The following is a 24,368-nucleotide window of genomic DNA, read 5'->3' as shown; positions in this document are numbered from 1 at the left end:
AGGGGCGTCGCCAAGTGGTAAGGCACCGGGTTTTGATCTCGGCATCCGTTGGTTCGAATCCAGCCGCCCCTGCCATCATTTTCATCTGTAGATGTTTGTTTCACCTAAGTAATAGGGGCGTCGCCAAGTGGTAAGGCACCGGGTTTTGATCTCGGCATCCGTTGGTTCGAATCCAGCCGCCCCTGCCATCTATCTTCAAAAAAGACAGAGCAAACTTTTCAATTACATTTCAATTTACCTTGACATGTAGTCGTCAAAATAGTAAAGTTCTGCCGCATTAGGGGCGTCGCCAAGTGGTAAGGCACCGGGTTTTGATCTCGGCATCCGTTGGTTCGAATCCAGCCGCCCCTGCCATCTATCTTCAAAAAAGACAGAGCAAACTTTTCAATTACATTTCAATTTACCTTGACATGTAGTCGTCAAAATAGTAAAGTTCTGCCGCATTAGGGGCGTCGCCAAGTGGTAAGGCACCGGGTTTTGATCTCGGCATCCGTTGGTTCGAATCCAGCCGCCCCTGCCATCTATTTTTAAAATCTGCCAACCGCCAAGGGTGCTTCATGCCCAATCTTGTCGTTTTTAGTGGGTCTGCGCATCCACAATTCGCCCAAAAAGTCGTTAGCCACTTGCACATCCCTTTGGGAGCTGCTGCTGTAGGTAAATTTTCTGATGGTGAAATCACTGTCGAAATTACTGAAAATGTGCGTGGTAAAGACGTATTCATCGTTCAGCCAACTTGTGCCCCTACCAATGACAACCTAATGGAAGTTTTGGTAATGGCTGATGCATTGCGTCGTGCAAGTGCTGGTCGTATTACTGCTGTGATTCCTTACTTCGGTTATGCGCGTCAAGACCGCCGTCCTCGTTCAACTCGTGTACCTATTACCGCTAAAGTTGTTGCAGATATGCTAACAACGGTGGGAATTGACCGTGTTGTGATGATCGACTTGCACGCTGACCAAATCCAAGGTTTCTTCGATATTCCTGTAGATAACATCTACGGTACACCTGCTTTGCTTGCTGACTTACGTCAACAACAACATCACAACTTGATGGTGGTTTCACCTGACGTTGGCGGTGTTGTTCGTGCACGTGCTGTTGCAAAACAAATGGGTGACATCGATCTTGCAATCATCGATAAACGCCGTCAAAAAGCAAATGAATCACAAGTGATGCATTTGATTGGTGATGTACGTGACCGTGATTGTGTGATTGTCGATGATATGGTCGATACCGCAGGTACGTTGTGTAAAGCTGCTGATGCATTGAAAACTTTCGGTGCTCGTAAAGTAGTTGCCTATGCAACTCACCCAGTACTTTCAGGCAAAGCCCTTGAAAATCTGAAAAATTCTGTGATTGATGAATTGGTTGTAACAGACACCATTCCTCTTTCAGAAGAAGCTCTTAAACTTGGTAAGATTCGCCAAGTTTCAGTTGCCAGCATGGTTGCTGAAACAATTCGTCGTATTAACAACGAAGAATCTATTAGCGCAATGTTCGATTCTTATCTATAATTAGCGCGAAATTTTCGAAGCCCTATCTTGAAGATAGGGCTTTCTATCACTGGACTGGTCGAGAGTTCAGTCAATTAACTTAAATTAGGATGTCTATCATGGCAAACTTCGTATTAAATGCAGTAGCACGTGAAGAAGCAGTTCAAGGGAAAGGTTCGAGCCGCCGCCTTCGTCTTCAAGAACAAGTTCCAGCAATCATCTATGGTGGTGCTGCTGAACCTGTAGCTGTGACTCTAACACTTCGTCAACTTGTTAAAGCACTTGAAAGCAAAGAATTTTTTGAAGAAGTAATCGAAATCAACATCGATGGTAAAGTTGAAAGCGTTAAAATCCAAGCTTTACAACGTCACCCTGCTAAAAACACACCTATGCACGCTGACTTTAAACGCGCATAAGTGTTCAATGGTGTAAATGAGTGAGTAAAATTTCACTAATTGTTGGTCTGGGTAATCCGGGTTCGGAATATGCCCAGACTCGCCATAATGCAGGCTTCTGGTTCGTAGAACGCCTTGCAGAACAATATGGCATCAACCTAAAAACTGATTCAAAATATAAAGGAATCAGTGGTCGTGGTAATATCGAAGGTCAAGACGTTCGTCTACTGTTACCTACAACATTTATGAACCTTGTTGGTCAAAGTGTTGTCCCCTTCGCAAAATTCTATCAAATCAAGCCTGAAGAAATTCTCATCGCACATGATGAACTCGATATGAATCCAGGAATCATTCGCCTTAAAACAGGTGGTGGTCATGGCGGTCATAACGGTCTGCGTGACATCGTTCCTCATATTGGTTCTAATTTTCATCGTTTGCGTATTGGAATCGGTCATCCTGGTTCTAAAGAGAAAGTATCTGGGCATGTGCTTGGACGTGCACCATCATCAGAACAAAAACTTATGGATGATGCGATTCATCATACATTGGGTTGTACTAAACTTCTGGTTAATGGTGAGATTCAACAAGCAATGAATAAAATCAATGCATACAAACCATAATTGATTCTATTTAATCATGTTGTTAAACAATTTTTCTTGCAGAGTAACTTTTTTAAGAGCAAAATGCGCTTTCAAATGCACCCCCCTGTTAAAAATTGTTAATTAACTACAAAATAACAATCGTAAGGGCTTATCTGGAGACGCAAATCATGCTATCTCGTTTATTAAAAGCAAAAATCCACCGTTGTGTTGTGACACAAGCTGAATTGCATTATGAAGGTTCTTGTGCAATTGATGGCATTTTGCTTGATTTAGCTGGTATTCGTGAATACGAAGAAATTCACATGTGGAACGTAACCAATGGTAAGCGTTTTACAACTTATGCCATCCGTGGTGAAGAAGGTTCAGGCATTATTTCTGTAAACGGTGGCGCTGCATTGCAAGCTGACGTAGGTGATCTAATGATCATTGCAACTTTTGGTGATTTTACCAATGCAGAAGCTGATGCGCATAAACCACGTCTTGTTTATGCTAATCCAGATAATACTGTAAATCACACAGCGAACTGTATTCCTGTTCAAGTGGCTTAATTCAGTACCCAAGATTTAAAAAACCCGCTTAATGCGGGTTTTTTTACAATTAAGACCTAGCCTTTTCGCCACTCCACCACTTCTTATGATTCTCACAACCTAAAGTATTTAAGTCCCCACCACGTAAAGATGCAAGAATAGCATTACCCTGCTGATCCACTTTAAACTCAGCATATTGAGCTGCCTCATAGCATTCAGCTAAACCTTCAGCAAACAAAAAACTGTTCGATGCAGGATAGAGCCTATCTAGACGGTTATCTGGATTTTTAAGCACAATACGATGGCTAGTTGATGGATACATTTCCAATAATCGTGGATCAAAACTGGTTTTCACCACACGGCGATGTGCATCCAATGCAACATAAGCTACAACCGAAGACTTATTTTTAATCACCGTATCATTCAATGGTATATCTGTCTGATTATTTTGCTCAGGAAGTCCCCAGAAGCCCAAATCATAATTAAGCGCCATATAATCTCCTTGAATCAGAGAACGTGGATCTACAGGTGCAAGTCGTATATAAATACTGTCACTTTGTTTTAAATGCTGCTCATTTTTCAGAATCAGTCCCACAAAAAATGCAACACTCAAAATGGCGATGACTAAAGGAATGATTCTTTTCATTTTTCAATCCCCGCCTGATTTTTAAAAGTCATTAAACACAAGCTGAGCAATAACAGCATGATACCTGAAATAAAAATACTCAAACTTTTCACCAAAAAGGTTACTTCCAGTGAATAATATAAGCACCATAAAATAGCTGTTAAGGTCAATAATGCGCAAGCAGAGATGAATTTATCATTTTTCATTAAAGCCCAAGACAGTACAGCCAGAACAATAAATATTTCAAAATAGCCATAATAAATCAGGACTGCGCCAAAGACCGCTAGAATGCATTGCGCTAAAAGATTGAACTGATTTCGAATATGTAAAAATAAAAAGAATACATACCACAAAATAGGAAGACCAAATGTTAGTATAGAAATAAGCTGAATATCAGCGAATTCACTTTTACCTAAAACAGCATAAAAAACGGCGGCAAAAATAGTGATAGCTAGATTAGTAAGCATCAAACTTCTTTGATATTGTTGCGGTTGAATCTTTTGAATCCACAACAGACTCATATAGAAAACATAATTAAGCAGAATCAAATAAGCAAAATTTTCAATCTGTCCCATCCAGAAATGGGCTGAATTATCCTGCCAGATCATGGCAACACCTACAGCATAGAGCGCAGATAACTGAATGACAATAAAAAACCAGTGGGTTCTGACCCAATATGAAATGATTAATCCAATGATTTGAATCAATAACAGCGGATAGACTTTCTCAGTTAAATCATAAGTATGAAATAGGATAGCGACCTGCCCTGCGATAAATAAACAGTAAGCAAGCTGTCTTAAAAATAAATTTTGCTTTGCTTTAAGCATATAGGCTGCAAACGCCACAAAAACAATGCCCATAATTAAGGAAAAACTTCCCCAAAATGTCAACATCAATGAAGCCAGTACAACCCCAGAAATCCATGCGCCAACAGCCAAAGGAATGTTATTGAAACGGCTGTGTGGAATAAATTTAATCAGTAAAAAAGTAATCAGTGCAAACCATGCGAAAATAATCATAGCAATAATCAACAATCCCATCACTTCTGATTGTCTAAATAAATCACCAAGCCATTCCACAATCATTAAAGTGAATGTAACACCTAAAGCGACAGCAACCAGTACACTACATAATTGATCATTTTTTTTATAAAAATAAATAAATGCGATGCTCAATAAAGCAAATGAACAAATAAAATAGATTAATTCTTTATCCACATATAAGTACATCACCATAGACCACACCGAAAGCATGGCGAACCCAACGATGAATAAATATCTTATTTTTGGGTAATATTTAAGACAGAATAAAAACTGTAACAGAGCTAAAAAATGGATAGACAGTAAAAAAATTTGAGGAGATTCATCACCCCAAAAGGTTTGAATAAAGAATAAGAATAAAGCGATCTGACTCACAATGCACAACAAGAAAAAGATGCCGATATTGGAACGATACAACCAAGGCAATAGCAGCACAGACCAGCTTAAAAACAGCAAATAACTATCTGCACCTGTTTGATAAATCTGTCCAATGACTGCCATACTCAGCCCGATCATCAAGCCACAAATAGCATGTAAACACTGGATTAAAGAATCATTTTTTACCAGAAAAACACTAGTCATCGCACTTAATAGCAATAGAATTTGTGGAACCGCTAACTGCACAAATTGAGGCAACATAAACCAATTTGCAGCCACAAGATATAAAACACTGACCGCGATTAAAATAAAACCAAAGATCTGTAAATGCTGTACAAATTTATGATTTTGCCATGAAAATACACTCTGCTGAGTCCTGATCAATACCGATACCTCGTCTTTATTATTCAATATTTTTATAAACTGCGCTTTAGCACAGTTTGTTCTATCTATATTACTGATCATTCTAAATTAAAAACATTTATAGACTGTAAAACGGTCTATAATGATTGTACATCGCTTCAGGGCGGGGTGTAATTCCCCACCGGTGGTAAGTTATCTGACAGTTTTTTTGTAATAACAAGCCCACGAGCAATAACCTCAATATTGAAGTTATTGCAGATCTGGTTAAACTCCAGAGCCGACGGTATAGTCCGGATGAAAGAAGACGACGTCACATTCAACACATTATACTTGTAGTATAATGCTGTTTCGTAACGCCACTATTTCTCATGTCCTGAAATGTTCAACCGTATCTATTTTTTACGAGAGCGTTTCAATGTCTAGTTTAATTCAACCCGAAATTTTCTTTTCAGCACTACCTCCTGCTGAGCAACGTATTCGACAAGCTTTAGAAGACATGCGCCAAGGCAAACCTGTCTTGGTCATGGATGATTTTGACCGTGAAAATGAAGCTGACCTCATTGTTGCAGCTGAAACAATGAATGTCGAAACCATGGCACGTATGATTCGTGATGGATCAGGTATTGTTTGTTTAACTTTGACTGACGAATTGGCAAATCATCTTGAACTTCCACCTATGGTTGAAGACAACTCAAGTCAATTCAAAACCGCATTTACCATTACTATTGAAGCTGCCCAAGGTGTAACGACAGGTGTGTCTGCCAAAGACCGTACAACAACCATTCGTGCCGCAATTAAAGATGGTGCGATTGCAAGTGATCTCAACCGTCCTGGGCATGTTTTTCCTTTACGTGGGCGTGATGGTGGTGTGCTTACTCGTCGTGGGCATACAGAAGGTTCAATTGACCTTGCACGCTTAGCAGGCTTAAAGCCCGCAGGTGTGTTATGTGAAGTGACCAACCCTGATGGCAGCATGGCTTCAGGTATTCAAGTGTTGTCTTATGCCCAAACACATGATTTAACCCTCATTACCATTGAGGAACTTGTGCAGTATCGCGTACAGCACAATGTTTAAATACTACAATAACTCAAAATAGTCTCTGTATGATTTATACAGAGACCAGCAAAAAGCCACCGAATCATTCAGTGGCTTTTTGTATCAATCATATTTAAGTGATAAAAATTAAATTGACTTAAGATTTGTTGGGAACAACAAAAGATTGAAAAATCGTGAGCAATGGCTGTGGCGGAATAATAAATCCTGAATCATCTGGCTTTTTGAAAATAGAAACCATCAAATTTCCCGATTCTAATTGTGCTGCTAACTCATCTATAAACTGTTGAGTAGTAAATGACTTTGGTGCAAAACCCTCCCATTCACCTACCGCACATTGTTGTGCAAAAACTTCATCTGACCATAGAGGAAATAAAGTATACCCCTGCTCATCATCTTGAAATGTTGGCCAACCTTGTGTTTCATGACAAAGCGCCCACAGGATGCCATTTTCAGATACTTGGTCGAGGAAAAATTCGTAACGATCTTCGGCTGTTAAAAGTAAAACCGTTTCTATTTCTTTAGGATCAATGCTCATTACACACCTTTATTTTATATTGGACTTTTTAATATCCAATCTGTTCTGTTTGTTATTGTTGCAGTTTAAAAAATACGGGGTAGATATTCTATTTTTCAACACTCGAATTTCAAATCATTCTACGTTAAATTATAAACTTATCTTAATTCAAAAATACCGAAAAAACTGTAGATATTCCATATATTGCAATTAAAACTAAAATCAAACCACAACATCCTAAGATTTTAGAATAAATCTTTGAACCTGATAAACGCTTAAATGATAGATATACCAATGAAAGTGTTAAGAAATCAAGGATGATCCAACTTAAGGTTAAAATACTCAAACTTAAATTTAAATTTGATGTAATACCTACAAATTGTGGGAAAAATGCAGCAAAGAAAATAATATCTTTCGGGTTTGATATTCCCACTAAGAAACCTTGTTTAAACCCACCAGTGAGCGATGAGTTTGTATTGAGTGCTACTGGTTGCTCAAGCATCACCTCACGAATAATTTGTATACCTAAATACAAAATATACAAGCACCCTAAAGCTTTTACTAAGGCGAACCATTGCTCCCCAATCTGTAAAAACCCTTTCAAGATCAAAATTGAAAGACCAATCAAAACTAAAGAGGCAAAGTTAGTCCCAAAAATTGTCTGTAAAGCTTTAGAAAAACCACTCTTTAAACCTGCACTTGCCACCAATAACATCACAGGGCCAGGTGTTGCAATCATCACCACAACAGCAAGACAGTACAGTGCATATTCTGAAATATTCATTAACTCAAAACATCCATATCATTCATCATCAATTATTTGCAACAAGTTTTGACTAATTCCATCTGCACGTAACCATGCAAAATCATAACTTGCTGTCGCTAATGCGAGTACACGGCGCTCAAACTCTGTCCAAAGTGGTTTAACTTGATCACTATGGATCCCCAAACCGCTATCATGAGCAAGATTTTTATTTTTTTCACAAAGTTTCAAAGCATGATAAAACTTACGTCCACGACTTGCATTATCAAGTACACGAATGCGCTTACTACGGATAAATCCTTCAATATGCTGTACATTTGCATGTGGTAACATCGGCACTAAAATCTGATCAAGCTGTGCATCTAAACGCTTCCACACCGCTAAGCGCTGTGCTTCGTTGTAAGTATTCCACTGAATCACTTCATGGTTAAAACGTCGGCAACCCCGACAAACAGCATCACCAAATACAGTTGAACAACGTCCTGCACATGGGGTTAAAGAAGGAATCCTTCTATCTTGACTCAAAGTAACATCCTCAATAAAACCATATTTAAGTTATGGAATTCTCGCTTATTTCAAAAATACGCGCTAAAATATGCGCCTGAAATTTTAACTTATCTTAATACATTTGGAGTATCCATGAACGCTACTGTAGAACAGCTTGCACCTGTAGAACAGCAAGCGACCTCTGGTTGGGTTGTTGCAGCACTTTATCAATTCAAAGAAGTTCAAGATCCTGCAGATCTTCAACAACGTCTTTTAGACTTGGTAAAAACCATCAACCTATGCGGTACTCTTATTGTAGCAGGAGAAGGAATTAACGGCACGGTTGCAGGCGACCGTAAAGCAATCGATGAGATTCATCAGTTTTTACTTGATGAAGGCTTCGTTGCAATGGAATATAAAGAATCTGAAAGTGTTGAAAAACCTTTCCGTAAAATGAAAATTAAATTGAAGTCAGAAATTGTAACTTTAGGCGTTGAAGTTAAACCACGCGATCTTGTTGGACATTATCTTGATCCAAAAGAGTGGAATGATCTGATTGCACGTGATGACGTGATTCTAGTCGATACACGTAACGATTATGAGTTTAAAGCAGGTACATTCAAAGGTGCGCTCGATCCTCAAACTGAAACTTTCCGTGAATTTCCTGATTATGTAAAGAACCAACTTGAACAGCATAAAGATAAAAAAATTGCGATGTTCTGTACAGGTGGTATTCGCTGTGAAAAATCTACATCACTACTTCTTCAAGAAGGCTTCAATGAGGTTTACCACCTCAAAGGCGGAATTTTGAAGTACTTAGAAGAAACTCCTGCTGATGAGAGTATGTGGGAAGGTGAATGCTTCGTTTTTGATGGTCGTACTGCAGTCACGCACGGTATGGAAGAAGGCGCAAATATTAAATGTCACGCATGTGGATGGCCTTTACTCCCAGAAGAAGTTGATCAACTAAGCTATGAGCATGGCGTATCTTGCAAATACTGCATCGATAAAACAACTGAAAAACAAAAAGACGGTTTCCGTATGCGCCAATCACAAATTTTAGCGGCAAAACGTAAACGTTTATAATTTTATTTCATTAATCAATATAAAGCCAAACTTAAAGTTTGGCTTTTTTATTCTGCTTTTTTACCACGGATACTGGCTTAGAATGATGTAATATTTTTTGAAACTTTGCACAATTTAATGGATTTTCAAACGAACAATTTACAACATGACGTAATCCCTGCCTGAGTGTTTCTAAATGTTCAATATGCTGATCAATCTCACATGCACGTTGCTCAAGTCTATCTTTATCGATAGGCATAAGCTTATTTTGCAACATTATTTGAATATCAGTTAAACAAAAACCTGCCTGTTTCCCAAGTGAAATTAACAACAATTGATCAATCACTTGCTCATTAAAAATTCGTTGTAACCCGTTTCGACCAATCGAATGTATTAACCCAATTCTTTCATAATAACGAATTGTTGAACTCGGAATTTTCGTCTGCCGTACAACTTGAGAAATACTTAGTTCTTTCATATTGACTTGAAGTTAACTTCAACTATTAAACTCACTCACACTATAATCCAGGTTGATTAAATTATGAAAGAGTATCTTCTTCATGTACTTTTTATCGGAATGAGTGCAACCATTTTTATCGATTTCTATGCTTTTATCTTACAACGCTATTTCAATATAACCTCTTTAAACTATAAATTTATTGGACGTTGGCTAGTCGGTATTTCACATGGACAATTTGTACATCATAAAATCATGCAAAGTCCGAATGTTCGTTTTGAAAAATATATCGGCTGGTTCAGTCATTATGTTATTGGGATGATGTTTAGTGCGCTATTTATCATGATTGTCGGCAAAAATTGGTTGATATCACCTGAACTATTTCCTGCATTATTTTTTGGGACTTCCACAGTCATATTCCCATTTTTTTTAATGCAACCTTGTTTAGGTTTCGGAATAGCAGCAAGCCAAACACCGTTTCCAAGGTCTGCACGGTTAAAAAGTATAAGTACACATTTCATGTTTGGTTTAGGGCTTTATTTCTCAACTATTTTGCTCCATTTATTCGACCTTATATAAAGTTTAAAACATATTGAGTTTGTGCAATATTTTAACTATTTTCTTACTTATCTAAAAGATACAAAATCATACTGTAAGTATCTGTAATTCAAAACTACGATAGTTTAAATATTTGAGAAATAAATTACATGACTCAATGGATAATTGCCATTATGGAACAATTGGGCTATTTCGGTATTGCCCTACTGATGTTTCTCGATAATGTTTTCCCTCCCATTCCATCTGAAATTATTATGCCCTCTGCGGGATTTACAGCATCACAGGGAAAGTTATTACTCAGTGGTGTCATTATTGCTGGTTGTCTAGGTTCCCTGATTGCAGCAGCGGTTTTATATGGTATTGGACGCATAATCCCACATGATCGACTCTTTCATTGGGTTGATCGATATGGTAAATATTTATTTATCAAACGCCAAGATGTACAAACTGCACTCGATTGGTTTGAAAAATATGGACATCGGATTGTTTTTTTTGGACGAATGATTCCAGCTGTACGTTCACTCATCAGTATTCCAGCAGGCATGAGCCGTATGCCCTTTTGGAAATTTATGTTGTATAGCGCATTGGGTACCATTATTTGGACGACTTTTTTAGCATGTGTTGGTTTTTACTTTGGTAATAATCCTGAGTTGATGCATCTTATTTTTAGTCGAGTCGGTCATGTGATTATTATCATTTTGCTTATCATCGCACTTTGGTTTTTCCACAAAAAATGGCAAAAGAAAAATAAATACTGAGCAATAAAATTCACATTTTTTACATAGAAAAGATTCCAATCTTAATAAAATGATGTTTTATATTGAAATAAATAATTCGCATATATTTGGGGAAATGATGCAATGAAATATTATTTACTTGTCTTTACTGGAATTTATATTGTTTCCACTTTTCTCATCGGTTTACTTACCGCTGCGCTTAGTTCAGGAAGCTCTAGTATTGTATCTACACTCATTCTTAGTGGTTTTTTCACTGCATGGCATTTTGTCAATCGTGAAAAACGCCTCCCTTCTGACGATGAAAGAATACAACTCATTTGGGGCTCTATTGCTTGTACTTTTATCGTCTTTGCTGTTTTCTTCTTATTAATGAATATTGAGACAGGAACAACGAAGGTTTTTATTGATATTGCCAAACAAGTTCCAATGTGGATTTGGTTGATTGCGATTGCATTTATTACATTAATTGAATTTGCAGTATTTTATTTTAGTTATGGATGGTTCGCCCGAAAATGCTTAGATGGACTTAATAAAAAACACCTCAAATGAGGTGTTTTTTATTACACAATATTCATATAGACGTGAAAATTTTATCAATCATAAAATTATGCAGGCGTATGGAACATTAAATAAATTTCATTGAGGTTTTCTGGAATTTCTTCAGCAATTTCATCCATCAACTGACCATTACGGCGGAAAGATTCCATTTGTGGATCTTCATCATCCACACCACTGAAAACCATCATTGGTAAAGTTAAATCAACCACTTGTTCTTCATGTTCTGGTGAAAACCAAGCATCTTCATTTAAGAACATGGCATCAACAAAACCAACGCTCCAATCACCAAGGCTTGATTCAACATCAGCTTCTTCAATTTCAAAAGGAAATGCGATGCCTTCTTCATTGGCTAAATTTTGACGAAGTGCTTCTAACCATGCTTTCACTTGTACAATGATTTCTGCTGGAACTTTCTTTTGATTATTGTCAAATAGCTCATCAAGCCATTTTTCAAAATGAGGACCAACAGCAGTAGCACTTAAAAAACCATGTGTCGCTGCGAAATCTAGACCAAACTCATTTTGGTCGCCATCTAAATAGTCGCGTAGTAGGTCTAAATCTAAAGCACTCATTTTGTTTCCAATAAATTTGTATCGAGTTTAAGCATAGCATTTTCCGACACTATGCCCAATGTATTTTTAATCTTCGTCATCGAAATCGTCATCATCATCTAGATCATAGTCATAATCTTTCAGTTCACGATCTAAACGGCGTTGTGTAAGCAAATCGTCTATTAAACGACGCTTTTCAAGAGATTCTTTCGCTGTGATTTTACTTGATGTTTCTTCAAAGCCAGCATCATCATCTCCACCGTAGTTATCATCTAGTTCAAAATCTGTAGAAGACACTAAAACTACCTCATAAGGAAAAAATTTGAATGGGTCTAGGCGCTATTTATCTTTGTTCTGAAAACTTGTCAAGTTTTATTTGTTTTTTTACATTTAAATTGATTTTTTAGGCTTTTAAAAAGCCTTATTTTATGCAATGATATAATCCACCCTGCGTTTTTCTGTTTTGTTGTGAATTCTCACGCTACAGATTAAAAAACACGCATGGGCTGATCTTGAAAATAACAACATCACTCCCCATTATTTATTACAGAATTTGAATATCCTAATTTTATCAAAACAAGTTGCGTACTTTTTGATGAAATGGTGGTTTATTCACATTTGATTCGTCATGCGTACAACAAATGTACGTTTACCGCCATAAATTCAACGAGAAGAGAGCAAAGATGAGCGATATGCAATCCCCTACTTCACAAGTAGCGGCGCTGATTAGCCGAGGCAAAGAACAAGGTTACTTAACCTACGCTGAGGTTAACGATCATCTGCCGGACTCAATCACTGAAAGCGAACAGATTGAAGACATCATTCAGATGATTCAAGACGTGGGTATTCCGGTTCATGAACGTGCACCTGAAACTGACGATACAATGTTTGAAGGTGGCAGCGAAGCAACCGATGAAGTTGCTGAAGAAGAAGCTGCTGCAGTATTGGCTTCAGTAGAAAGTGAACCAGGTCGTACTACTGACCCTGTCCGTATGTATATGCGTGAAATGGGTACAGTTGAACTGTTAACCCGTGAAGGCGAAATTAGCATTGCAAAACGCATTGAAGAAGGAATTCGTGACGTTCTTCATTCAATTTCATATTGGCCAAATGCGGTTGAAGTCGTTTTAAATGAATATAAAGAATATGAAGCGGGTGAACGCCGTCTTGCCGACATTCTTTCAGGTTATTTAGATCCAGAATCAGATGAAGTTATTCCAGAAGTATTGGAAGAAGAGTCTGAAGAAGTCGATGAAGAAGAAGATGCTGCGAAAAAGCCAACTAAAGATGTAAAACTAGATGACGATGAAGAAGAAGAAGAGTCTGAAAGTGATGACGAATCTGAAGGTGAATCTGGTCCTGATCCTGAAATTGCAAAAGCACGTTTTGATGAATTAACGTCTGTTTGGCAAACATCAAAAGAAACGATTGCAAAACACGGTCGTAACAGCGAAGAAGGCAAAGTTGCAATGGAAGCATTGGCAACTGTGTTCATGATGTTTAAATTCACCCCACGTCTTTTTGACATCATTTCAGAAATGATTCGTGGTACACATGAACAAATTCGTACCTCTGAACGTGAAGTAATGCGCTATGCTGTACGTCGTGGTCGTATGGATCGTACGCAATTCCGTACATCATTCCCAGGTCAAGAATCAAATTTTGCATGGTTAGATGAGCAAATTGCGAAAGCACCAACAGAAATGCGTGGTTATTTAGAAAAAGTTCGTCCAGATATCACTGCATTCCAACAGCAAATTGCCGATATTGAAAAAGAGCTTTCTTTAAACGTTCGAGATATCAAAGACATTTCTAAACGTATGGCGATTGGTGAAGCCAAAGCTCGCCGTGCAAAAAAAGAAATGGTTGAAGCTAACTTACGTCTTGTAATTTCGATTGCGAAAAAATACACCAACCGTGGCTTACAATTCCTCGATTTAATTCAGGAAGGCAACATCGGCTTAATGAAAGCTGTAGATAAGTTTGAATACCGTCGTGGTTATAAATTCTCGACTTATGCGACATGGTGGATTCGTCAGGCGATTACACGTTCAATTGCCGATCAAGCACGTACGATTCGTATTCCGGTACACATGATTGAAACAATCAATAAAATCAACCGTGTGTCACGTCAACTTCTTCAAGAAATGGGTCGTGAACCAACACCTGAAGAATTAGGCGAACGTCTAGAAATGGACGAAGTGAAAGTTCGTAAAGTATTAAAAATTGCCAAAGAACCGATTTCGATGGAAACGCCAATTGGTGATGATGAAGATTCGCATCTGGGTGACTTCATTGAAGATGGTAATATTACCTCTCCAATTGATGCAGCAACATCAGAAGGCTTAAAAGAAGCAACACGTGAAGTTTTAGAAAACTTAACTGAACGTGAAGCGAAAGTCTTAAAAATGCGTTTTGGTATTGATATGCCAACGGATCACACATTGGAAGAAGTCGGTAAGCAGTTTGATGTAACACGTGAGCGTATTCGTCAGATCGAAGCGAAAGCCTTACGTAAATTACGCCATCCTTCACGTTCAGAACATTTACGTTCATTCCTTGAGAATGACTAAATCATTCTTAGCACAGTGAAAGCTTGAATATGGAGTGTCATACCCCATATTATAAGCATGTAGCAAATAACTCAAAATACCTGCACTTAGCAGGTATTTTTAATAAAGAGGTTTCCCATGACTGATATGACTAATCGTGCACCGTCTCGTGAACTCCAAGAACATCTTTGGGTGTTCCCTATGGACTATCCAATTAAACTCATTGGTGATGCAGGTGAGCAACTTCGTGTCTCAGTCATCGAAATTTTGGTTAAACACTTCCCTGATTTTGATGCTGAAACTTTGAAAGTTCAGGCATCTCGCACAGGTAAATATGACTCTATTACTGCACAATTACGCTTTATAGAGCTTGAGCAAGTTCATCAACTTTATGCAGACCTTGCAGCATGTGAGCATATTAAAACTGCTTTATAATAATTATTAATCTTGCTGATAGGATTATATTTCTCATCAGCATACTGATGGGGGCTTGAAGTTAAATACTCAGTCCCCATTTTATATGGTATGAAATAATAAACATCAGCCTCTGGGCTCATGTTAAATAGAAAGGCTGTCACTCATGACTATGTTAGACCGTACACCATCTCGTGAACTTCGTGAAGATCTTTGGGTGTTCCCTATGGACTATCCAATTAAACTCATTGGTGATGCAGGCGAGCAACTGCGTGTCTCAGTCATCGAAATTTTGGTTAAACACTTCCCTGATTTTGATGCTGAAACTTTGAAAGTTCAAGCATCTCGCACAGGTAAATATGACTCTATTACTGCACAATTACGCTTTATAGAGCTTGAGCAAGTTCATCAACTTTATGCAGATCTTGCAGCATGTGAGCATATTAAAACTGCTTTATAATTTAGAAATAAAAAACACGCTATATAGCGTGTTTTTTACGTTTATAAATAGATTTGAAAGTTAAGAAAATTAAAACAGCAACTGAATCCCATTCCTATATTTAAGTAATGCATATAGCATCGAAAAAAGACTTATTGGCAAATTTACCAGATCAGCGCAATGCCTAACTGTTACAAATCTGATAAACATATAAAAGATATTTTTCACTGTACTTGCCAATCCCCTATTTGACGTAAATTTATTTATAATAAAAACTATTCTTCCATTTTAGAGATGTCGATCTGTGAATGATGTTGTTATAAAACCACAGTTAATTATTCGTCATTATCACGACTTAACCCCTTATAGCGAACGCTTTCAGGAAATGAAAAGCTATACTGAACAGCGTGATGAAAAATCTCCTGATCAATTATGGATCTTACAACATCACGAGGTACTCACACAGGGGCAAGCAGGAAAGCCTGAACATATTTTGATACCAAGCGATATTCCTGTGGTACAAAGCGATCGTGGTGGGCAAGTCACGTGGCATGGTCCAGGGCAAATGGTCGTATATTTCATGTTTGATTTGAACCGTCTGAAATGGAACGTACGCACACTTGTCAGCTATGCTGAACAATTGATGATTGATTTGCTGAAAAAATATAGCATTGAAGCCTATGCCAAACCCGATGCACCAGGCGTTTATGTCAATGAACGTAAAATTGGTTCACTTGGTTTCAAAATTCGTAAAGGTCGTAGTTATCACGGTTTGGCATTAAATATCGATTGTGATTTGCATGGTTTTCATACCATTAACCCTTGTGGTTATGCAGGACTTGAAATGGTCAGAATACAAGATTTAATTGAGAATCACCCTGACTTCAATGAGTTATGTGCAGATATCATTGAATATTTTCAGCAGAGTGGTTACTTTAATGACGTCCAAGTCATTTCTCATTAAAAGACTTTCTTTTTCAAGAAAAATAAAATAGAGTAATTACTCTAAAAACATAAATACAATTTGCAGAAGGGATACGCGAGTGATTTCAACCAAATCTGTAAAGCCTGCTTTGGAACAAAATTATGTCAAACTCATGATGGACGTGATTGGCAGAGGCTTGGTGATGGCAAGCCAAGTCGATGATGAAATTAAACATGAAGTTTCAAAATTTCCAATCGGCTTAACCTTGTCTATGAAAGTTTATCCAAACGGGTCAAAATTTATTGCCCGTGTCAATGAACAACACCAATTAGAATTGGTTAAAAACTTAGATGAAAAACCTGATTTAACCATCACGTTTAAGCATTTACATCATGCATTTTTGGTGTTTTCATTCCAAGAAAGTACCTCTCAAGCATTTGCCAATGACCGTATGATTGCCGATGGTGATCTCTCTTATGCCATTCGTTTAGTACGTTGCCTCAATAAAATGGAAGCACTAATTTTGCCAAAATTGGTTGCAGAGTTAGCAGTTAAAGAATATCCACGTGAATTATCGTTAAAAGAAAAACTGTCAGGTGCTGCAAATATTTATCTTAAAGTTGCACAGTCATATATTAAAGGGAGTGCTTAACACATGGCTAAACCATATTACGAATTTTTTTGCCCCGTCAAAGTGATTGCAGGCCATGCTGCACTTGAACACATTCCTTTTGAATTATCTTCACTTGGCGCAAAACGCCCAATGATTATTACAGACAAAGGTGTGCGTATAAATAACCTACTAGTGCCACTTGAAGCCGCATTTGAATCAACCGATGTTGAGGTTGGTTTTGTCTTTGATGATGTACCACCTGACTCAAGTTTAGAAACCGTTCGTGCTGCGGCGCAAGCGTACCGTACAAATAACTGCGATGCGATTATAGCTGTGGGTGGTGGTTCAGTCATTGATACGGCCAAAGCAACCAATATTTTGGTGACTGAAGGTGGTGATGATCTGACAAAATATTCAGGTGCACACAACTTACCTCATCCGCTTAAACCATTCTTTGTTATTCCAACTACTTCGGGCACAGGCTCAGAAGTCACCATGGTGGCTGTCGTTTCAGATAATCAGAAACATGTGAAATTGGCATTTGCATCGAACTATTTAATGCCAAATGCAGCCATCTTAGATCCACGTATGACACAAACCTTGCCACCACATTTAACGGCAATGACTGCGATGGATGCAATGACGCATGCTGTTGAAGCCTATACCTGTATGGCAGCCAATCCAATTTCAGATGCTTATGCAACGGCGGCTGTGAAAAAAGTCAGCAATAGCCTATTCAATGTTTTAGACAATCCAACCGATGCACATGGTCGTTTAGAACTTGCTCAAGCATCTACAATGGCAGGTATTGCATTTTCAAACTCAATGGTCGGTATTGTACATTCACTAGGACACGCTTTAGGTTCAGTTGCCCATTTACCCCATGGCCTATGCATGAATCTATTCTTACCTTACGTACTTGAATACAATAAAGATGTGAAAGGCGATAAAATTGCAGAATTATTATTGCCACTTGCTGGTCCCGATATTTACGCACAAACACCTGCGAACCAACGTGCCGATAAAGTGATTGCAACACTCAATACTATGCGTGATCGTTTATATGCACTCACTAAATTGCCACGTACACTCAGTGAAACAGGTAAAATTTCAAAAGAACAACTTGATGAAGTTGCAGATAAAGCCCTCAACGATGGCTCTATTATTTACAATCCAAAAGAAGCAACATTCAAAGATTTAAAATCAATCTTGGAAAAAGCTTGGTAATTGCTTAAAAATAATCCAATATAGTTTTAAAGGAGCCTGATATTTACATAAATATCGGGCTTTTATCATGCAGAATAGTTGGTCACTCACTTTTCAATCAAAGTGGCACAATTTCTGCTAAAAAAACCAACAAAGTTACTGACAAGGGTGGCTTTTTGAAGTAGATTGGCGCACTTTTGTTTTATTCGTAGGGGGGATCGTTCGTCTCAAACGATCCTTAAAAATGACTGATCCTTGATCAACGATTAAGAGGACAACGCCGTTGACAATTAACACTGGGACTCAATCGACAGCTAAATTGCAAAAAACACTTGGCTTCTGGCACATCATTATTATTGGTTTGGCATATATCCAACCAATGACGCTATTTGACACTTTTGGTCTTGTATCAGAAGAGAGTCACTTTCACGTTCCAACGTCTTATATTATTGCTTTAGTGGCAATTTTACTTACATCTATCAGTTATGGACACATGATTCGTCGATATCCATCGTCGGGTTCATCATACACGTATGCACAAAAATCCATCCATCCAAACGTCGGTTTCATGGTGGGTTGGTCTTCGTGGTTAGACTATTTACTGTCTCCAATGGTAAATATCATCTTGGCAGTGATCTATCTAGAAGCACTCTTTCCTGAAGTAAATCATTGGGTTTGGGTTATTGCACTCACTGCAATCATGACTGCTGTAAACTTACGTGGTGCGCGTTTTGTTGCTAACTTTAACAGTTTAATCGTCTTTGTTCAGTTGGCTGTTATCGCCTACTTTGTTTGGATGGTTTATCAACTGCTTTCAAGTGGTGTCAATGCGGATGGTTCATTGGTCGATGCTAAGTATCAATTGTGGAGTCTTGAACCATTTTGGAATGAAATGACATCTATTGGTGCACTCGTTACAGGTGCAACATTATTATGCTTCTCATTTACAGGATTTGACTCACTGAGTTCGCTTGCTGAAGAAACCAAAGATACTGAGAAAACGCTGCCACGTGCCATTTTTATGACGGCATTACTTGCAGGTGTAATCTTCATTATCAGCACATACTTCATGCAGATTTACTTCCCGAATGATCCAAAAACTTACTTTGAAGATATTGCTGCAACACAACCCGATATTCTTCTTGCAGTGGGTGGCGCAGCATTTAAGACAGTCGTTCTGTATTTTGCAATTGTGACGGTGATGGCTTCTGGTATTTCTGCACATGCGGGTGTATCACGTTTAATGTATGTGATGGGTCGTGATGGCGTAATCAATAAAAAGATCTTCGGTCATATCAGTCCTAAAAACTTTACTCCTTCTTACAATATTTTGATTGTGGGTGCCGTTGCTTTAACTGCGGGCTTCATGGATCTTGATATTGTGATTTCAATGATCAGTTTTGGTGCTTTAACTGCGTTTACATTCGTAAACTTGTCGGTGATTTCTCGTTATGCATTGCGTGATGGGCGTACCAAAAATATCAAAGACATCATTAACTTCATTATTATTCCATTACTTGGCTTCTTTAGTATCTTTGCAATGTGGCTTGAGATTGAAGAAACTGCCTTGAAATGGGGTCTATGGTGGGCAATGTTCGGTATTATGTATTTGGGTTATAAAACCAAAGGTTTCCGTTATCCTGCTCCACAACATAATGAACATGAATAAGATTTAAACTGAATCTAATTCATTCAAAAAAGGCGCATAAAGCGCCTTTTTTGATTTTACTAATCCATCAAAAAGCTTATGCCACGTTTTGACGTAAACGGCGCTCATGTAATACGTGTAAATACATTTCTAAAATTTGTATCTCATCTTGATTAAAATCCAAATACAGCTTACTTCGGCGTTTTAAAATATCCTCACTTGTGATCGCCCACTCTTGATCCACTAAATAATCAACTTCTTGTGCAAATAGACCATGCCCAAAGTCTTGTCCTAATTCATGAATTGAATTGCTATGTTGCAAAAAATGCATCGTACGAGTGCCGTAAGCATGTGCCCAACGTTCTGCTGTCGCTTCACCAATACCTTTAATTTGCTGTTGAATTTGATCTTTCAGCTCATCTATAGAATTAAAATGCTCAGCACCAGGTAACAATGCCGTGGCTGTCCATTCCTTTTTCATACTGTTAAAAAATGGTTTGAGCTGATCCATAGCAGCTTCTGCCAATTTACGATAAGTCGTTAATTTCCCACCAAAGACCGACAATAATGGTGCATGCGCAGTACTTTCAGCACTCAATGCCAAAGTATAGTCACGGGTGACCGCAGATGGATTATCCGACTCATCATCACACAATGGACGCACACCAGAGAAAGTACTGACAATATCAGCTTCAGTCAGCTGCTGTTTAAAATGATCATTACAGACATCAAGTAAATAAGCCCGTTCCTCAGCACTGATCTCAACATGATTCGGATCACCTGTATATTCCCAATCTGTCGTGCCAATAAGGGTAAACCGTTGTAAATACGGAATAGTAAAAACAATTCTCTGATCATCATTTTGCAAAATAAAGGCTTTCTCACCCTCATATAATTTCGGTACGATAATATGACTACCTTGAATCAAACGGATACCATAAGGTGATTTCAAATTTAAATTCTTACGGATAAATTGTGCCACCCAAGGCCCAGCAGCATTGACTAGAACTTTGGCTTTAACCTGAAAAATACCATGTTCATTTTCAAGCGTCACATGCCATAAGCCCTCAATTTGCACTACAGAAATACATTGGGTTTGAGTCATGATTTTTGCACCATGCTCTCTTGCTTGTATAGCATTCAGTACGACTAAACGTGCATCATCTACTGCACAATCTGAATATTCAAAACCACGTTGAATATCGGGATGCAATGGACTATCTAAACCATCAAAAGTCACTAAATTTGAGCCTGCTAATTTTTCTCTTTTACCCAAATGATCATAAAAAAATAGCCCTGTTCGAATAAGCCATGCAGGACGTAAATGTGGACGATGAGGCATAATAAAACGTAGAGGACGAATGATGTGCGGTGCTTTATTTAACAGAACTTCTCTTTCTGCTAATGCTTCACGTACCAAACGAAATTCTTTATGTTCCAAATAGCGCAAACCGCCATGAATGAGCTTACTACTTGCCGATGAGGTATGTGAAGCAAGATCATCTTTTTCACAGACAAAAACTGATAATCCTCGCCCCGCAGCATCATTTGCAATACCAATGCCATTGATTCCTCCCCCAATCACGACAAGGTCATAACATTTTGAATATTCGTGAAGTTCTTGCATATTTTATTCCTCACCCGTTTGTTTTAATTTTTCTTGTTCTTTGCCCTTATATTTTGTTTGATATAGATAAATATTTCTGATTTTATCTAATCATTAAACAATTTAAAAACATGACCAACAACCAAATTAAAATATTCATTTTATATATTCAAAGTTTTATCAATACGTTGATAATTTTGAATTCCACCATAAAAACTTTAAATGACTTTTCCACAATACCGATACAGCTTCAAAATATTGATCTTTCGATCAATACTTAATCTAAAAACTATAAACCACTTCTAGCCATTCAACTATAAAAAGATCAAAGCACACATCAAATAATTTATGGCTACTCAAATCAACTTAGCACTTTCCCAACTATTGATGAGAAAATATGCTGTATTCATAACCAAGCCTCTATTGATATTGAAGTAAATGTCTTTATTTTAATCGCACTCAAAAATAGATGTATTTCAAAACTAAATATTATATTTATTCATTTTTTTATTTTTATTACAAATACTTATTTTCTATCAACAGGCATGCTGATATGTTATTAGACTCAAAATAAGATAAAAAAATATTTTTTGCACTTTTTTAATGCATAAAACAATATCAACTTACGACCAAAGTCTAATAAAAGCATACAAAACCCAAGCGTATAAGTACTTTGTAATGTTTTGTTTCTTTCAACTTCCTTTCTTCCACAGCACATGATCTCACATTTTTTCAATAGCATTTATTGAAATGTATGCATGCGTTTTGCCTAAATTATTTGGAGAACTGTGATGTCTAATGCATCTTCTAAAAATATATCCTCCGAAAGCCAAACCCCATCCCTTGATCGTAAAACTCGAGTTAAATCTATTTTGGGAGGTTCTGCAGGAAACCTCGTTGAATGGTACGATTGGTATGTGTATGCCGCATTTACCTTATATTTTGCCCCACGTTTTTTCCCTGATGGCGACAGCACAGTTAAATTATTACAAGCAGCAGCTGTCTTTGCACTAGGTTTTTTAATGCGCCCAATTGGCGCATGGGTAATGGGCATTTATGCTGATCGTAAAGGTCGTAAAGCGGGCTTAACCGTTTCCGTATCATTAATGTGCATCGGTTCATTGATGATCGCCTGCGCACCAACTTATGATTCTGTCGGTATGCTTGCCCCTGCAATTTTATTGTTCGCCCGACTAATTCAAGGTTTAAGTGTTGGCGGTGAATACGGCTCAAGTGCAACATATTTGACAGAAATGGCAGGAAAAAATCATCGTGGGTTCTTCTCAAGCTTCCAATATGTCACCCTCATTGCAGGTCAATTACTTGCGCTTTGCGTACTGATTATTTTACAACGCAACCTTTCCGAACAAGCTTTGGGTGAATGGGGATGGCGTATTCCTTTCTTCATCGGTGCATTATTGGCTATTGTAGTATTTTGGATTCGTCGTGGTTTAGTTGAAACACAATCTTCGAAAAAGGCACAAGAGCAAGCCAAAAATGGGGGTGAAAAATCTGGGGCTTTAGCGTTATTTACCAAATATCCTAAACAGGCATTTACGGTCATTATGCTGACTGCGGGTGGTACTTTAGCATTCAATACATTCACCACGTACTTACAAAAATACTTGGTCAATACCTCAGGTTTTGAAAAAACCACGGCGACTGAAATTACCACAGCCGCAATTTTTGTCTTTATGCTCATTCAACCTGCTGTTGGTGCATTGTCAGATAAGATTGGTCGTAAACCGATTATGATCACTTTTGGTGTCTTAGGTGTGCTATTTACCATTCCTATTTTCAATGGCTTAGGTTCTACAACCAATCCAACCACTGCGTTTATGTTGTGTATGAGTGGTATGGTCATTGTCACTGGTTATACTGCCATCAATGCCGTAGTAAAAGCTGAGTTATTCCCACCACATATTCGTGCATTAGGCGTTGCTTTGCCTTATGCACTTGCCAACACCGTGTTTGGTGGTACTGCAGAGTTGGTTGCTCTAAGCTTTAAAAATGCGGGTCATGAAAATTATTTCTTTTACTACATCACCTTTATGATTGGTCTTTCTTTAATCACCTATGTCTTTATGAAAGATACTAAAAAACATAGTCTTATTACAGATGACTAATCGTTGAACGATATTTTTAGATACAAAAACAGCGCTCAAATTAAGCGCTGTTTTTGTATCACTTTAAACATCAATTATATAAACACATGATTTACCTAATATTTAAAACTTATTTATATACAAAAAAGAACATAACAATGCTCATATCTTCATTTTTTATCTTTATAGCAAGTTTGTTCAACTCTATTTTATGCCATACTGCACATAGTACATTCCCTTAAGAGAACATCACAGATGAAAATAATTAAAGCAACAGCATTTGCAATGACTATTTTAATGCTAACAGCGTGTCAGACCGCACCGCGTTCATTTAATGGAACAACGGGTTATCAAATTGAAAGTAAAACCGAGAATCAAGCAACATTGGTCTATACATTGTCAGGTCGTGCAGATCGTGACTTAGATGTCGATAAATTACAACGTGCTTGTAAAAAAGTTCTTGGTGAAAATAAGACCTATAAACTTGCTGTTTTAAGCAGTACTGAAATTATTAACCCACAGATCAATTCAGATGATAAAACAGGTGTTCAATTGGGTCATAGTCGTACTTCTTTCGGACTTTCAAATACGCCAAGCTTAAACAACAGTGAAGATTATGCGACACGCCAAGCTTTAGAAACTCGTCCAAGTACTCTACATGTCGTTCGGTATACCTGTTCTTAAAATTTAAAAA

At 37.8% G+C, this 24,368-nt stretch carries 27 protein-coding genes, 4 tRNA genes and 1 riboswitch; of the genes, 22 read left to right on the top strand and 9 right to left on the bottom strand.

Annotation, left to right across the window (positions count from 1 at the left end):
- The 8 genes from ACK2M2_RS12570 to panD all read left to right on the top strand — a co-directional run bounded on the left by ACK2M2_RS12570 (position 1) and on the right by panD (position 3,035).
- A tRNA-Gln gene (locus tag ACK2M2_RS12570) sits at positions 1–75 on the top strand.
- A gap of 38 nt (positions 76–113) precedes the next feature.
- Positions 114–188: transfer RNA gene (locus tag ACK2M2_RS12565), tRNA-Gln, on the top strand.
- Positions 189–279: 91 nt separating this feature from the next.
- Positions 280–354: transfer RNA gene (locus ACK2M2_RS12560), tRNA-Gln, on the top strand.
- Positions 355–445: 91 nt separating this feature from the next.
- Positions 446–520: transfer RNA gene (locus tag ACK2M2_RS12555), tRNA-Gln, on the top strand.
- A 37-nt stretch (positions 521–557) separates the two neighbouring features.
- Positions 558–1,511 carry a ribose-phosphate pyrophosphokinase gene (locus tag ACK2M2_RS12550; protein ID WP_409512423.1) on the top strand — a complete coding sequence of 318 codons (954 nt, stop codon included), beginning with the start codon at positions 558–560 and terminating at the stop codon, positions 1,509–1,511.
- Positions 1,512–1,609: 98 nt separating this feature from the next.
- Positions 1,610–1,906, top strand: a complete 297-nt coding sequence (gene rplY, locus ACK2M2_RS12545) for a 50S ribosomal protein L25 (protein WP_409512419.1) — start codon at positions 1,610–1,612, stop codon at positions 1,904–1,906.
- 20 nt (positions 1,907–1,926) lie between these two features.
- The gene (gene pth, locus ACK2M2_RS12540) at positions 1,927–2,505 is read left to right on the top strand and encodes an aminoacyl-tRNA hydrolase (RefSeq protein WP_409512418.1); all 579 of its coding nucleotides are present in this window, start codon (positions 1,927–1,929) and stop codon (positions 2,503–2,505) included.
- A 149-nt stretch (positions 2,506–2,654) separates the two neighbouring features.
- The gene (panD, locus tag ACK2M2_RS12535) at positions 2,655–3,035 is read left to right on the top strand and encodes an aspartate 1-decarboxylase (RefSeq protein ID WP_004722504.1); all 381 of its coding nucleotides are present in this window, start codon (positions 2,655–2,657) and stop codon (positions 3,033–3,035) included.
- Positions 3,036–3,084: 49 nt separating this feature from the next.
- Here panD and ACK2M2_RS12530 read toward each other — a convergent pair whose 3' ends face one another.
- Both ACK2M2_RS12530 and ACK2M2_RS12525 read right to left on the bottom strand, forming a co-directional pair.
- Positions 3,085–3,660: a GDYXXLXY domain-containing protein gene (locus tag ACK2M2_RS12530; protein WP_419348956.1), complete on the bottom strand. Its 576-nt coding sequence runs from the start codon at positions 3,658–3,660 to the stop codon at positions 3,085–3,087.
- Entirely contained in the window at positions 3,657–5,441 is a 1,785-nt protein-coding gene (locus ACK2M2_RS12525) for a DUF2157 domain-containing protein (RefSeq protein WP_419348953.1), read from the bottom strand. Before ACK2M2_RS12525 ends, ACK2M2_RS12530 begins: the two co-directional genes overlap by 4 nt.
- A gap of 130 nt (positions 5,442–5,571) precedes the next feature.
- A riboswitch (FMN riboswitch) is annotated at positions 5,572–5,730 on the top strand.
- Positions 5,731–5,835: 105 nt separating this feature from the next.
- On the opposite strand from ACK2M2_RS12525, the gene ribB reads away from it, so the two are divergent.
- Positions 5,836–6,495 (top strand): 3,4-dihydroxy-2-butanone-4-phosphate synthase, encoded by a 660-nt coding sequence (gene ribB / locus ACK2M2_RS12520; protein WP_419348950.1) that lies wholly within the window; start codon positions 5,836–5,838, stop codon positions 6,493–6,495.
- Between the two features lie 118 nt (positions 6,496–6,613).
- On the opposite strand, the gene ACK2M2_RS12515 is transcribed toward ribB, so the two are convergent.
- From ACK2M2_RS12515 to ACK2M2_RS12505, 3 genes are all read right to left on the bottom strand, one after another.
- The gene (locus ACK2M2_RS12515; protein WP_419348947.1) at positions 6,614–7,012 is read right to left on the bottom strand and encodes a DUF2750 domain-containing protein; all 399 of its coding nucleotides are present in this window, start codon (positions 7,010–7,012) and stop codon (positions 6,614–6,616) included.
- A 142-nt stretch (positions 7,013–7,154) separates the two neighbouring features.
- Complete coding sequence (locus ACK2M2_RS12510; RefSeq protein WP_409512413.1) at positions 7,155–7,775, bottom strand: LysE family translocator; 621 nt, start codon at positions 7,773–7,775, stop codon at positions 7,155–7,157.
- Positions 7,776–7,793: 18 nt separating this feature from the next.
- The gene (locus tag ACK2M2_RS12505) at positions 7,794–8,279 is read right to left on the bottom strand and encodes a DUF1289 domain-containing protein (RefSeq protein WP_409512412.1); all 486 of its coding nucleotides are present in this window, start codon (positions 8,277–8,279) and stop codon (positions 7,794–7,796) included.
- A 114-nt stretch (positions 8,280–8,393) separates the two neighbouring features.
- Here ACK2M2_RS12505 and ACK2M2_RS12500 point away from each other — a divergent pair, with 114 nt between their 5' ends.
- Entirely contained in the window at positions 8,394–9,326 is a 933-nt protein-coding gene (locus ACK2M2_RS12500) for a rhodanese-related sulfurtransferase (RefSeq protein ID WP_419348942.1), read from the top strand.
- A gap of 31 nt (positions 9,327–9,357) precedes the next feature.
- On the opposite strand, the gene ACK2M2_RS12495 is transcribed toward ACK2M2_RS12500, so the two are convergent.
- Positions 9,358–9,783 (bottom strand): helix-turn-helix domain-containing protein, encoded by a 426-nt coding sequence (locus ACK2M2_RS12495; RefSeq protein ID WP_409512410.1) that lies wholly within the window; start codon positions 9,781–9,783, stop codon positions 9,358–9,360.
- 63 nt (positions 9,784–9,846) lie between these two features.
- Between ACK2M2_RS12495 and ACK2M2_RS12490 the strand changes: the two genes are divergently transcribed.
- From ACK2M2_RS12490 to ACK2M2_RS12480, 3 genes are all read left to right on the top strand, one after another.
- A complete protein-coding gene (locus ACK2M2_RS12490) occupies positions 9,847–10,341 on the top strand; it encodes a DUF2938 domain-containing protein (protein WP_419348939.1) in 495 nt (164 codons plus the stop codon).
- Positions 10,342–10,469: 128 nt separating this feature from the next.
- Positions 10,470–11,078, top strand: coding sequence for a DedA family protein (locus ACK2M2_RS12485; protein WP_409512408.1), 609 nt, complete (start codon positions 10,470–10,472; stop codon positions 11,076–11,078).
- 102 nt (positions 11,079–11,180) lie between these two features.
- A complete protein-coding gene (locus tag ACK2M2_RS12480; protein ID WP_419348936.1) occupies positions 11,181–11,606 on the top strand; it encodes an ABZJ_00895 family protein in 426 nt (141 codons plus the stop codon).
- Between the two features lie 56 nt (positions 11,607–11,662).
- Here ACK2M2_RS12480 and ACK2M2_RS12475 read toward each other — a convergent pair whose 3' ends face one another.
- Together ACK2M2_RS12475 and ACK2M2_RS12470 are read right to left on the bottom strand one after the other, a co-directional pair.
- Positions 11,663–12,187 (bottom strand): YecA family protein, encoded by a 525-nt coding sequence (locus tag ACK2M2_RS12475; RefSeq protein ID WP_419348934.1) that lies wholly within the window; start codon positions 12,185–12,187, stop codon positions 11,663–11,665.
- 66 nt (positions 12,188–12,253) lie between these two features.
- Entirely contained in the window at positions 12,254–12,463 is a 210-nt protein-coding gene (locus ACK2M2_RS12470) for a PA3496 family putative envelope integrity protein (RefSeq protein WP_409512405.1), read from the bottom strand.
- 344 nt (positions 12,464–12,807) lie between these two features.
- Here ACK2M2_RS12470 and rpoD point away from each other — a divergent pair, with 344 nt between their 5' ends.
- The 7 genes from rpoD (at position 12,808) to ACK2M2_RS12435 (ending at position 19,984) form a co-directional block, all read left to right on the top strand.
- Positions 12,808–14,739, top strand: a complete 1,932-nt coding sequence (rpoD, locus tag ACK2M2_RS12465) for an RNA polymerase sigma factor RpoD (RefSeq protein WP_419348930.1) — start codon at positions 12,808–12,810, stop codon at positions 14,737–14,739.
- Between the two features lie 126 nt (positions 14,740–14,865).
- Positions 14,866–15,153: a YbeD family protein gene (locus tag ACK2M2_RS12460; protein WP_409512422.1), complete on the top strand. Its 288-nt coding sequence runs from the start codon at positions 14,866–14,868 to the stop codon at positions 15,151–15,153.
- Between the two features lie 151 nt (positions 15,154–15,304).
- Positions 15,305–15,592 carry a YbeD family protein gene (locus tag ACK2M2_RS12455; protein ID WP_409512421.1) on the top strand — a complete coding sequence of 96 codons (288 nt, stop codon included), beginning with the start codon at positions 15,305–15,307 and terminating at the stop codon, positions 15,590–15,592.
- Positions 15,593–15,875: 283 nt separating this feature from the next.
- Entirely contained in the window at positions 15,876–16,535 is a 660-nt protein-coding gene (gene lipB / locus ACK2M2_RS12450; protein ID WP_419348927.1) for a lipoyl(octanoyl) transferase LipB, read from the top strand.
- Positions 16,536–16,614: 79 nt separating this feature from the next.
- Positions 16,615–17,148, top strand: a complete 534-nt coding sequence (locus ACK2M2_RS12445) for a hypothetical protein (protein ID WP_409512402.1) — start codon at positions 16,615–16,617, stop codon at positions 17,146–17,148.
- 3 nt (positions 17,149–17,151) lie between these two features.
- Entirely contained in the window at positions 17,152–18,336 is a 1,185-nt protein-coding gene (locus ACK2M2_RS12440; protein ID WP_419348924.1) for an iron-containing alcohol dehydrogenase, read from the top strand.
- A 262-nt stretch (positions 18,337–18,598) separates the two neighbouring features.
- Positions 18,599–19,984, top strand: a complete 1,386-nt coding sequence (locus ACK2M2_RS12435) for an APC family permease (RefSeq protein WP_409512400.1) — start codon at positions 18,599–18,601, stop codon at positions 19,982–19,984.
- 76 nt (positions 19,985–20,060) lie between these two features.
- Here ACK2M2_RS12435 and glpD read toward each other — a convergent pair whose 3' ends face one another.
- The gene (gene glpD / locus ACK2M2_RS12430) at positions 20,061–21,590 is read right to left on the bottom strand and encodes a glycerol-3-phosphate dehydrogenase (RefSeq protein ID WP_419348921.1); all 1,530 of its coding nucleotides are present in this window, start codon (positions 21,588–21,590) and stop codon (positions 20,061–20,063) included.
- 770 nt (positions 21,591–22,360) lie between these two features.
- Between glpD and ACK2M2_RS12425 the strand changes: the two genes are divergently transcribed.
- On the top strand, positions 22,361–23,695 hold the full coding sequence (locus ACK2M2_RS12425) for an MFS transporter (RefSeq protein WP_419348918.1): 1,335 nt from the start codon (positions 22,361–22,363) through the stop codon (positions 23,693–23,695).
- Between the two features lie 234 nt (positions 23,696–23,929).
- Positions 23,930–24,358, top strand: a complete 429-nt coding sequence (locus tag ACK2M2_RS12420) for a hypothetical protein (RefSeq protein ID WP_419348915.1) — start codon at positions 23,930–23,932, stop codon at positions 24,356–24,358.
- Positions 24,359–24,368 lie beyond the last annotated feature (10 nt).

Source organism: Acinetobacter sp. TY1 (assembly GCF_048551395.1).
Lineage (GTDB): Bacteria > Pseudomonadota > Gammaproteobacteria > Pseudomonadales > Moraxellaceae > Acinetobacter.
This window is presented reverse-complemented; position numbering and strand designations above follow the sequence as displayed.